The organism is Burkholderia sp. E168m23 (assembly GCF_016586125.1).
Classification (GTDB): Bacteria; Pseudomonadota; Gammaproteobacteria; order Burkholderiales; family Burkholderiaceae; genus Burkholderia; species Burkholderia orbicola.
Genome location: NZ_BCPP01001649.1, coordinates 1 through 650 on the forward strand (window position 1 = coordinate 1; position 650 = coordinate 650).

The 650-nt window shown below is 68.9% G+C and carries 1 pseudogene; it reads right to left on the reverse strand.

Annotated features, from left to right (window positions below):
• Positions 1-650, reverse strand: a pseudogene (locus tag JMF90_RS39445) (fused uroporphyrinogen-III synthase HemD/membrane protein HemX); the annotation flags it as partial.

Consider the following 650-nt stretch of genomic DNA (forward strand, 5'->3'; position numbering starts at 1 on the left):
GGTTGCGCGACAGGTCCTGGTATTGCTGCTGCAGCGCCTGCTGCGCGCTCTGCGCATCGGCAAGCTTGCCGTCGAGCTGCGCGAGCTGCGTGTCGACCTGGTGCGTGCTGGCGAGCGCCTGCTCGGTCTTCAGCCGCGTTTCGGCCGCTTGCGCGTCGAGCGCCTTCTGGCGCGCGACGAAGGTGCCGTCGAGCCGGTCGATCTTGCGGTTCAGCGCGTAGCCGCCGACACCCGCCGCGCAGCCGAGCACGACGACGACGAACCACAGCACCGCGCTGCCGCCGCGGCGCGCACGCGGCTCGGGCGCGAGATAAGGGGGGCTGGACGGCGGTGCGGATGCAGGGGCCGGCTGGGAAGCGACGCTTTTGGAATCGTTGGTATCTGTCATGCGTTTAGTCACCGGTACGGCTGTCGCCGGTTGGACGGCCTCGTCGGCCATCGTTCGAAACGCGCGGACGATGCGCTCATCGCCCGCGCCGGTCAGCGTAATCCTATCAAAACCCAATGCCCGCGCGGTCTGCTCGATCCGCGGGTGCGGCGTGACGAGCGGCGCATGCTTGAGCGCATCGATCTCGGCCTCGTTCAGATGGGCCGCGCAAGCTCGNGCAGGTTGACGCACGCCTTCCGAGCTCGTGACGAGCCACCATGCG